Annotated in this window: 8 protein-coding genes and 1 pseudogene; 6 read left to right on the top strand and 3 right to left on the bottom strand. The window is 73.6% G+C overall.

The genetic code is table 11. The features are described 5' to 3' along the window. Positions 1–33 precede the first annotated feature (33 nt). Positions 34–1,107 carry a tRNA (adenosine(37)-N6)-threonylcarbamoyltransferase complex transferase subunit TsaD gene (gene tsaD, locus IF23_RS0130605; RefSeq protein WP_030289535.1) on the bottom strand — a complete coding sequence of 358 codons (1,074 nt, stop codon included), beginning with the start codon at positions 1,105–1,107 and terminating at the stop codon, positions 34–36. Between the two features lie 467 nt (positions 1,108–1,574). Here tsaD and IF23_RS0130600 point away from each other — a divergent pair, with 467 nt between their 5' ends. Both IF23_RS0130600 and cobM read left to right on the top strand, forming a co-directional pair. Then, a complete protein-coding gene (locus tag IF23_RS0130600; protein WP_051740013.1) occupies positions 1,575–3,026 on the top strand; it encodes a bifunctional cobalt-precorrin-7 (C(5))-methyltransferase/cobalt-precorrin-6B (C(15))-methyltransferase in 1,452 nt (483 codons plus the stop codon). Next, positions 3,023–3,799 carry a precorrin-4 C(11)-methyltransferase gene (gene cobM, locus IF23_RS0130595; RefSeq protein WP_030289531.1) on the top strand — a complete coding sequence of 259 codons (777 nt, stop codon included), beginning with the start codon at positions 3,023–3,025 and terminating at the stop codon, positions 3,797–3,799. The genes IF23_RS0130600 and cobM overlap by 4 nt, the downstream gene beginning before the upstream one ends. A gap of 295 nt (positions 3,800–4,094) precedes the next feature. Here the strand turns inward: cobM and IF23_RS0130590 are convergent, their stop codons facing one another. Then, complete coding sequence (locus tag IF23_RS0130590) at positions 4,095–5,348, bottom strand: cobalt-precorrin-5B (C(1))-methyltransferase (RefSeq protein WP_078654374.1); 1,254 nt, start codon at positions 5,346–5,348, stop codon at positions 4,095–4,097. A gap of 208 nt (positions 5,349–5,556) precedes the next feature. Here IF23_RS0130590 and IF23_RS31775 point away from each other — a divergent pair, with 208 nt between their 5' ends. From IF23_RS31775 to IF23_RS0130570, 4 genes are all read left to right on the top strand, one after another. After that, positions 5,557–5,913, top strand: coding sequence for a type VII secretion target (locus IF23_RS31775; protein WP_157848111.1), 357 nt, complete (start codon positions 5,557–5,559; stop codon positions 5,911–5,913). Between the two features lie 6 nt (positions 5,914–5,919). Continuing rightward, entirely contained in the window at positions 5,920–7,572 is a 1,653-nt protein-coding gene (locus tag IF23_RS0130580; protein ID WP_030289527.1) for an alpha/beta hydrolase, read from the top strand. A 5-nt stretch (positions 7,573–7,577) separates the two neighbouring features. Continuing rightward, positions 7,578–8,162, top strand: a complete 585-nt coding sequence (locus IF23_RS34280; RefSeq protein ID WP_157848110.1) for a hypothetical protein — start codon at positions 7,578–7,580, stop codon at positions 8,160–8,162. 119 nt (positions 8,163–8,281) lie between these two features. Next, positions 8,282–9,046, top strand: coding sequence for a cobalt-precorrin-6A reductase (locus IF23_RS0130570; RefSeq protein ID WP_030289524.1), 765 nt, complete (start codon positions 8,282–8,284; stop codon positions 9,044–9,046). A 19-nt stretch (positions 9,047–9,065) separates the two neighbouring features. On the opposite strand, the pseudogene IF23_RS0130565 reads toward IF23_RS0130570, so the two are convergent. Next, positions 9,066–9,599 (bottom strand): annotated as a pseudogene (locus IF23_RS0130565) (hypothetical protein); the annotation flags it as partial.

Genomic DNA, 9,599 nt, shown 5'->3' with positions numbered 1-9,599 from the left:
GGGGGGGGGGGCGCGGGTCCCGCCCCGCCCCCGTCAGGCCGCCCGTCCCCGTCCGCCCGCGACCGGGTGCAGCGCCGCGTACTCCAGGGGCGCCGACGGGTCGATGGAGACGTCCGCCGGGGCCGGTGCGGCGCCCGCGCGGACCAGGAGGTCGCCGACGGCGGCGATCATCGCGCCGTTGTCCGTGCACAGCCGCAGCGGCGGCACCCGCAGGGTGATCCCGGCCGCCGCGCACCGCTCCTCGGCGAGCGAGCGCACCCGGGAGTTGGCGGCGACCCCGCCGACCACCACCAGCGTCCCGACGTCGTACGCGGTGCAGGCGGCCACCGCCTTACGGGTGAGCACATCGGCGACCGCCTCCTGGAGCGAGGCGGCGCCGTCGGCGAGCGGCAGCTCCCGGCCCGCCGCGCGCTCCCGCTCCGCCCAGCGCGCCGCCGCGGTCTTCAGCCCGGAGAAGGAGAACGCGTAACGGGTGCGCGGGTCGCCGGAGGTGAGCGGCCGGGGGAAGGGGACGGCGCGCGGATCCCCCGCGCGCGCCGTCCGGTCGATGGCGGGCCCGCCGGGGTACGGCAGTCCGAAGACGCGCGCGACCTTGTCGAAGCACTCGCCCGCCGCGTCGTCCACGGTGTCCCCGAGGTGGACGATCGGATCGCGCGCCAGGTCCCGGACGAGCAGCAGCGAGGTGTGGCCGCCGGAGACGATGAGGACGACGCAGGGGTCGGGCAGCGGCCCGTGCTCCAGGGTGTCGGCCGCGACGTGCCCCGCCAGGTGGTGCACGCCGTGCAGCGGCACCCCGAGCGCGTACGCGAGGCTCTTCGCCCCGGCCAGCCCCACCTGGAGCGCGCCGGAGAGCCCCGGCCCGGTGGTCACCGCGACCGCCCCGATGTCCGCCATCGCGAGCCCCGCGTCGTCGAGGGCGCGGTGGACGACGGGCAGCAGCGCGTGCACATGGGCGCGGGCCGCGATCTCCGGGACGACGCCGCCGAAGCGGGCGTGCTCGTCCATGCTCGACGCGAGCGCGTGCCCCAGGAGGCGGCCGTCCCGCACCAGTCCGGCGCCCGTCTCGTCGCAGGACGACTCAATTCCCAGCACTACGGGTGAGGGCATGGGGGCGGCCTCCTTGGAGCAGGTGTTGCGGGGTACTTGTTGTTGCACATGGTAGGCAATAAGGGGCTGTCCCCGGGCCGGACGCTTTGCCGCTCCTGGGCCCGGCGCTGGGCCTCGCGCTGGTCCTGGCCCTGGTCCCCGGTTCAAGGCGCTCCGCCGCTTCCGGGCCTCGCGCTGATCCCGGCGCTGGTCCCGGCTCCGGCCCTCGTCCTGATCGCGCTTCGGGCGGGCGCTCCCGGGGGCGTACGGGCGTGGGCGTCCCGGGCGGTACGGGGCGAGCGCTTCCGGTGCCGGGCCTCGCACCGGGCCTCCCCGGGGCGCGCCGTTACCGGCGCTCCGTAGTGGCCACGGCCCCGTGCCGCCCGCGCCGCGTCCGCTCAGTAGAGTGCGGGGACGTCCCCGGCCGCCCGGCCGGCCCCCTTCCCCACCGGCCGCACGGCGGCTTCCGAGGTTCGAGGTACTCGGCAGTGACCCCCCTGGCACCCCCTTCACCGCTCACCTCACCCGCCCCGCCCGTGCTCACCGTCGTCGGCATCGGCGCCGACGGCTGGGACGGGCTGGCCCCCGCCTCCCGCGACGCGCTCCGCACCGCCGGGGTCCTGCTCGGCGGGGCGCGCCAGCTCGATCTGCTGCCCCCGGAGTGCGCCGGTGAGCGCGTCACCTGGCCGTCGCCGCTGCGCCCCGCCGTACCGGGCCTGATCGCCGCCCACGCCGGACGCGGTCTGACTGTGCTGGCCAGCGGCGACCCGATGTTCCACGGCATCGGCCGGACGCTCACCGAGGTGCTGGCCGCCCTCCCCGACGCCCCCGGGGCGCCCCGGCCCCGGCTGCGGGTTCTGCCGCACCCCTCGTCCGTCGCGTACGCCTGTGCCCGGCTCGGCTGGCCGGTGGCCGACACCGAGGTCGTCTCGGTGGTGGGGCGCCCGGTGGCGGGCCTCGCGCGGGTGCTGCACCACGGGCGCCGGGTGCTGGTCCTGTCCTCCGGTGCGGACACCCCCGCGCAGATCGCCGAGGTGCTGCGGGAGCGCGGTTTCGGCCCGTCCCGGATGCGTGTCCTGGAGCAGCTGGGCGGGCCCGCCGAGGCGCGGACCGAGGGCACCGCCGCCTCCTGGGCGCGCCCGCCCGGCGACCCGTTGAACGTCGTCGCCGTGGAGTGCGTCCGCGCCCCCGGTGCGCTGCGGCTGCCGGTCGTCCCCGGGCTGCCCGACGAGGCGTACGAGCACGACGGGCAGCTCACCAAGCGGCAGGTACGGGCCGTGACCCTCGCCGCGCTCGCCCCGGAGCCCGGCGAACTCCTCTGGGACATCGGCGGCGGCTCCGGCTCCGTGGCGATCGAGTGGCTGCGCGCCCACCCCGCCTGCCGCGCCGTCACCGTCGAACGGGACGCCGTCCGCGCCGCCCGTATCGCCCGGAACGCGGAGACCCTCGGCGTCCCGGCGCTGCGGGTGGTGCAGGGCGCCGCGCCCGCCGCGCTGGCCGGGCTGCCGGTCCCCGACGCGGTCTTCATCGGCGGCGGGCTCACCGCCCCCGGTCTGCTCGACGCCTGCTGGGCGGCGCTGCCCCCGGGCGGCCGCCTCGTCGCCAACACCGTGACGCTGGAGTCCGAGGCGCTGCTGACGGAGTGGTACCGGCGCCACGGCGGCGACCTGGTACGCCTCGCCGTCGCCCGTGCGGTGCCCGTCGGCGGCTTCACGGGCTGGCGGCAGGCGATGCCGGTCACCCAGTGGGCGGCGGTCAAACCGGCGCACCCCGGGGACGACGTCTCGGCGGCTCTCCCGGGGGAGGCCGGTTCGGGGGCCGCCCCCGGGGAGACCACCCTTGGGGAGACCGCCGGATCCGCTCCCCCCGGGGAGGCCACCCCCGCTTCCCCCGGGGCCGTCGCCCCCACCCCCACCTCCCCGGAGAACGAGGAACGATGACCGTCCACTTCATCGGCGCGGGCCCCGGCGCCGCCGACCTGATCACCGTGCGCGGTGCCCGTACCCTCGCCGCCTGCGGGGTGTGCCTGTACGCGGGCAGCCTGGTGCCGCGCGAACTGCTCGCCGAGTGCCCGCCCGGCGCCCGGCTGATCGACACCGCCCGGCTCGACCTGGACACCATCACCGCGGAGCTGGTCCGCGCCCACGAGGAGGGCCACGACGTGGCCCGGCTGCACTCCGGCGACCCGTCCCTCTTCAGCGCCGTCGCCGAGCAGATGCGCCGCCTCGACGCGGCGGGCGTGCCGTACGAGGTGGTGCCCGGTGTCCCGGCGTTCGCCGCCGCGTCCGCCGCCCTCAAGCGCGAGCTGACGGTCCCGACGGTCGGCCAGACGGTGATCCTCACCCGGGTCGCCGAGCGCGCCACCGCCATGCCCGAGGGCGAGGACCTCGCCACCCTGGGACGCAGCGGCGCCCTCCTCGTCCTGCACCTCGCCGCCCGGTACACCGACCGGGTCGTCGCCGAACTGCTGCCCCACTACGGCGCCGACTGCCCCGCCGCCGTGGTGGCCCTCGCCTCCCGCCCCGACGAACTCGTCCTGCGCGGCACCCTCGCCGACATCGCCGACCAGGTGAAGGCCGCGGGCGTGGTCCGCACGGCCGTCATCATCGTCGGCCGCACCCTGGCCGCGGAACAGTTCGGCGACAGCTTCCTGTACTCGTCGGACCGCGACCGCCCGGCGGACGGGCGCGGGGGCGCCTGGGGGGCGGACTAGGCGGAGGCGGGGCCGGGGCCGGAGGCGGAAGCGGGGTCGGGCAGGGGCGCCGGGCCCCGGCGTGCGGTGCGAGGTCCCACGCCCGGCGTGCGGAGCCGGAGCCCGCGCCCCGGCGTGCGGCGCCAGACCCACGCCCCCGCGCGCAGTGCCAGATCCCACGCCCCGGAGTGCGGCGCCAGATCCCACGCCCCGGCGCGCGCAGCCAGTCCCCACGCCCCTCCCCGCGCGCGGCGCCGCCTCCGTCCACGGTCGGGCGGGAGGCAAAGGAGGCCCCCCCCCCCCGCGGCGCCCGCCCCTACGCCCCCGGTCCCCGGGGCTCCGACCGCCCCACGACCAGTCCGGCCCGGTCGATGCACACCACGTCAACGGTGACGGGCGCGCCCCGCAGCACCGCCAGCGCCTCGTCCCGGGCGGTGGCGGCCACCAGATCGCCCAGGGGTACACCGGCGGCGGCGCACAACTGGAGCGCCCCGAGCCCCGTGTTGGCGCCCTCGACCTCGGCGGCCAGCGCCTCGTCCGCGCCCCCGCGCCGGGCCAGCTCCGCCAGGAACCCCTTGTCCACCTGCGAGCGCGCCGAATGCAGATCGAGATGCCCGGCCGCCAGCTTCGACAGCTTCGCGAACCCGCCGCACACCGTCAGCCGCTCCACCGGATGGCGCCGTACGTACTTCAGCACCGCGCCCGCGAAGTCCCCCATGTCCAGCAGCGCGTCCTCGGGCAGCCCGTACAGCGCCACCGCGACCTTCTCCGACGTGGACCCCGTACAGCCCGCCACATGGCGCCGCCCCGCCGCGCGCGCCACGTCCACGCCGCGCCGGATCGAGTCGATCCACGCCGAGCAGGAGTACGGCACCACGACGCCGGTCGTCCCCAGGATCGACAGCCCGCCGAGGATGCCCAGCCGCGGATTCCAGGTGCTGCGCGCGATCTCCGCACCGTGGTCGACGGAGACCTCGACCTCGACGTCGCCGCGCCCGCCGTACCGCGCCGCCACCTCGGCCAGATGCCCGGAGATCAACTGCCGCGGCACCGGGTTGATCGCCGGTTCGCCGACATCCAGCGGCAGCCCCGGGCGGGTCACCGTCCCCACGCCGGGCCCCGCCCGGAAGACCACCCCCGAACCGGCCGGCAGCTCCCGCACCGTCACCCGGATCAGCGCCCCGTGTGTCACATCCGGATCGTCCCCCGCGTCCTTCACCACCGCCGCCGTCGCCCACGACCGGTCCGCGGCCAACTCCTCCTTGGCCAGCGCGAACGACGGCGTGTGCCCCTTGGGCAACGCGATCCGCACCGGATCCGGGAACTCCCCGGTCAACAGCGCCGTGTACGCCGCCGCCCCCGCCGCCGTCGCACACGCCCCCGTCGTCCACCCGGCCCGCAGCCCGGTATGCGCCAACTGCGCACTGCGCCCGCCCTCCGCGCCCTGCGACCCCACCGGCCCCGCGCCGGACGCACCCACCGTCGCCACCTGCCCTTTCACCACCCGGCCCACGGCCGCCACACCACCGATACGCGACACCTGAGCCGCCCGCCCATGTTCCCCTGCCATCCCGGGGAGCGCCGGGGGCGGGGTCGTACACGGGGGCGGCAGCCACGCCTTCCGCCGTACGCCCGGAATGCCCGGCACCGCACGGCCCGCCGCCACCTTTCGGCCTGCCACCGGCCGAATCCCGCCGCACAAGCGTGCCATCTGCACGTATCACCTAGGGTGAACGGCTGTCTCACCAAGTGTGGAAAACGGGGAATCGGGGGCTGTTGTGCCGGATACCGATGTGCAGCCGAAGACGCTGCGCACCGCAGCGGGCCAGAGCGAGGAAATGCAATCGGGGGTGGGGTCCGCCGTCAGCGCGCTGAACGCGCATCACCACGGCGTGCCCGGCCAGACCACGGGTTTCTCCTTCGCCCAGCAACTCATGCGGACACACCACTCCTGGCAGGCCAGGCTCGGTGACGTTCGGAAGGAATGCGGGGACGTCGCACAATCCCTCCGGAATTCCGCGGACAACTATGAGCGGAACGACGACAACACCGCCAGGTCCTTCACTCAGCGCTCCGAAAGTCCGGCCATGGTCCTGCCCGCAGCGCAGTCGCGCCACAACAGCCCGTTCGGATGATGCCTGATGCCCACTCTTCAGGAAATCCAAGACCTTCGCTTTTCCGCCCTGGAAGAGGCCAAGGAGGAATGGGCGCGATCGGCACATCGCTTCGGTGGCTACCAGGACCGGGTGGAAACCTACCTGCGCCGCCCGCTGAAAAGCGACTGGTCGGGCAAGGCGGCTGACGCTGCGCAGAGTCGCCTGGACCGCCTTGAGAAGAACTTCCAGTTCGGCTCCCAGGAATGCACGCTCATCGAGGCCACCATCGACGGTTTCGTCACCGAGATGAAAGAGCAACAGAAGCGGCTGCGCAAACTCCTCGACGACGCCGCCGCGAAGGGCCTCAAGGTGTTGCCCAGCGGGGAAGTGACGTACAAGGACGAGGGCTCCATCCCGACGGGAGATCCGGACGCAGGCACCCCTGACGCAGAGGTCGAACGGCGTGACCTCGAGGGGGAAATCCTCAGTGTCCGGCGCACCGTCGACGAGATCGACGGCCGCTACTCCGTCGCCATATCCCGGCTCCAGGCTGATCGTGGCCTGAAGGTCGACAGCCGGGAATCTCGGCGGGACGCCTCCGACATCTCCCAGATCGCGGGTACCGCGGTCGGCCTCGATTCTGCTCCGCACCGGGGAACGGACCCGAAAAAGGTCCATGAATGGTGGAACGGCCTGAGCCAGGAGGAGCGGGACGAGCAGCTGGCACTGAACCCCGACGTCATCGGAAATCTCGACGGCATACCCGCCGAAACCCGAGACGAGGCGAACCGCGTCAACCTCGACCGGCTGATCGACGCGCATCCGCCCGGTTCGCCGATGTCGGAAGAGCAGGAAGAAAAGCAGAAGGGCTACCGCGCCATCAGGGACCGCCTTGACCGGGATGACGGGAAGGTGCCCGAGCCGCTCCTCCTTGGAATTGGAGGAGAGGGGCAGGGACGGGCCATTCTGTCGTACGGGAACCCTGATACGGCCGATAACGTCGCTGCGTATGTGCCCGGTTTCAGCACCACGCTGGAGAGCGTGGGCGGTGAGGACGGTGATCGGGCGCAGCAGGTCTGGAATTCATCGGGCGATGCGGGCGGCAGGAAAACCGCCTCGATCGTCTGGCTCGGGTACGACGCGCCGCAGAGCATCGAGGTCGCCGCAGACGGACCGGGCAAGCGGGGCGGGGCGGATTTCGGCACCTTTCTCGAAGGGGTTCAGGCAACCCACCAGGGAGAGAAGCCGCACGTCACGGCGATCGGTCACAGCTACGGTTCCTTTGCTGTGGGCCAGGGGGCGCAGCGCCCGGGCGGTATACCCGCTGACGACATCATCCTTGTGGGAAGCCCTGGTACGGGAGCGCAGAAGGCGGAGGACCTCGGCGTGGGCAAGGGCCATGTCTGGGTGGGCGCCGCGGAGAATGACCCGGTCACCCACGCGCCTTCCAAAAAGGAATCCATGGGGGGATCGGTCGGGATAGCGATCGGTTCCATATTTAACCCGCATCAACTGTGGTTCGGTCAGGACCCGGCCAGTCAAGATTTCGGCGGGATTCGCTTCGGTGTTGCGGACGGCGAGCCATTTCACTCACATTCGAACTACTTCAAGGATCCGGACGGCGGTGACTCCTTGGGAAACATGGGGGCGATCGTCGCCGGCCACCCGGAGAAGGTCTCTCTTCAGGCAGGGAGGTGATGTCTGTGTTCTCTCGTAAGGTCTGGCGGGATGCTTTGGTCGCCGTCATCTCTTTCGCTGCCTTTTCTGGTTGCTCGCTTATCCCGGGTGGTGGAGACGCTTCTTATCCCACGGTGAACAAAGCGCTTGAGCGTGTCGATTCCGTACTGGACGATACGTTGGCAGGGGTTCGTCCTCGCCTTCGGTGGCGTGACGGTCCCGCGCACATGTCGGAGCGTAGAAATTCTTTCACCAACGAAGCGGATGGCGAGATGGACGTGAGTCGGCAGCGCCATCTGCGCACACAGATATCGCAGGGGAAGAAAAAGGAACTCCTTGAGATCGTGTCGCGCCGCTGGGAGGAGAAGGGGTTTGAGATCAAGGAGCAGAACAATGGCAGGCCATCGCTTCTGAGCGAAGCTTCGGACGGCTGTATCGCAAAAATTGACGTCGGTGGTTCCGGCGATGTGTACATCAGCGTCGGAGTGAGCGCGGTGTCGTCCGGTCCCAGCGGCGATATCGCGGGCGAAGAGGGGGATTCGTTCCCCGAGGCTTCCAGCGGGGCTCCGGATCACACGCCCGACCTCCGTGACCCCTACTGGTCGAAGTGACGGCCGCCCCGGAGACCGCGGAGTAAGGCGCCCGCTCGGGTATGCGAGCCCCCTCCCGTACCCTTCCAAGGCGTTTTCCGCCGCCGAAGTATCCGAAGCATCCGAAGGGCCCCGGACCGATGACTGATCCTGCTGCTCCGGGGCTCCCCCACGTGCTCATCCTCGGTGGCACCGCCGAGGCGAGGGAGTTGGCCGGGGCGCTCGCGGGCACCGGGGTGCGGGTTACGTCGTCCCTGGCCGGGCGGGTGGCGGCGCCGCGGTTGCCTGTGGGGGAGGTGCGGGTTGGGGGGTTCGGTGGGGTGGCGGGGCTGGTGGGTTGGATGCGGGCGCACGGGGTGGATGTGCTGGTTGACGCGACGCATCCGTTCGCCGAGGCGATGAGCGCGAACGCGGCGGGGGCTGCCGCTGCCACCGGGGTGCCGCTGCTGGCCCTGCGGCGTCCGGGCTGGGCGCCGCAGGACGGTGACGTCTGGCATCGGGTCGGGTCGCTGGACGAGGCGGCGGACGCGCTGCCCGGGCTCGGCCGCCGGGTCTTCCTCACCACCGGCCGCATGGGCCTCGCCCGTTTCGCGCATCTCGACGCGCTCTGGTTCCTCGTGCGTTCCGTGGACGCGCCGGAGGGGCCCCGTCCGCCGCGGATGGAGATGCTGCTCGACCGGGGCCCGTTCACGCTCGACGGGGAGCGGGCCCTGCTGGCGGCGCACCGTATCGACGTCCTCGTCACCAAGGACAGCGGGGCCGCCGCCACCGCCCCCAAGCTCACCGCCGCGCGGGAGGCCGGGGTGCCGGTCGTGCTGGTGACCCGGCCCCCGGCGCCCGTCGGGGTGGCGACGGTGCCGGGGCCGGCGGAGGCGGTGGCGTGGCTGCGGGAGCGGCTGGGCTGAGGGGTACGCCGTCCGCCGGTCAGCGTTTGCGGGTGGGGCGGCGCCGTCGCGTACCGCGACAGGCGCAGGTGAACGCCTCGTCGCGGACCTGACGGTAGGTCGGGGTGACCTCCCGGCCGCACTGCGTACAGCGGCACGGCCAGGGCTCGTACGCGCCGGGGCAGGGCATCAGGGGGAGGAACCCGGCGGCGTGCATGGTGCGTTCGGCGACGGTCGCCGGTTGGCCCGTCACCGGGGGCGCGGCGGGCGGCTGACCGGCCGGGAGCTGCGGCCCGGCGGGGGCCTCGGCGGTCGGCGGCGGTCCGGTCGGCGCATCGAGGTGCGGCGGCGTGGGCCCGGCCGGGGCGGGCAGCGGGACGGCGACGGGCGACGGGAGGTCGGCCGACGGGGGGCCGAACGTCGGGTCGCCGAATGCCGGTTCGCCGACCGGTGGGTGCGCCCCGCCGCCGTCCGACGCGACGGGCGCGAGCGGGGGCAGCGGCAACGAGGTGCTGCCGTTCGCGGACGGCGCGGGGAGCGGGGCGGGCAGCCCGTAGGGGGCGAGGACCGGGAG

It is taken from the genome of Streptomyces catenulae (assembly GCF_000718015.1).
GTDB classification, from domain to species: domain Bacteria; phylum Actinomycetota; class Actinomycetes; order Streptomycetales; family Streptomycetaceae; genus Streptomyces; species Streptomyces catenulae.
This window is presented reverse-complemented; position numbering and strand designations above follow the sequence as displayed.

Bases quoted from the DNA above. Each gene is read 5' to 3' on its own strand.
- IF23_RS0130580 (WP_030289527.1), top strand. From the start codon at position 5,920: ATGCCCACTCTTCAGGAAATCCAAGACCTTCGCTTTTCCGCCCTGGAA.
- cobM (WP_030289531.1), top strand. From the start codon at position 3,023: ATGACCGTCCACTTCATCGGCGCGGGCCCCGGCGCCGCCGACCTGATC.
- tsaD (WP_030289535.1), bottom strand. From the start codon at position 1,107: ATGCCCTCACCCGTAGTGCTGGGAATTGAGTCGTCCTGCGACGAGACG.
- IF23_RS0130590 (WP_078654374.1), bottom strand. From the start codon at position 5,348: ATGGCAGGGGAACATGGGCGGGCGGCTCAGGTGTCGCGTATCGGTGGT.
- IF23_RS0130570 (WP_030289524.1), top strand. From the start codon at position 8,282: ATGACTGATCCTGCTGCTCCGGGGCTCCCCCACGTGCTCATCCTCGGT.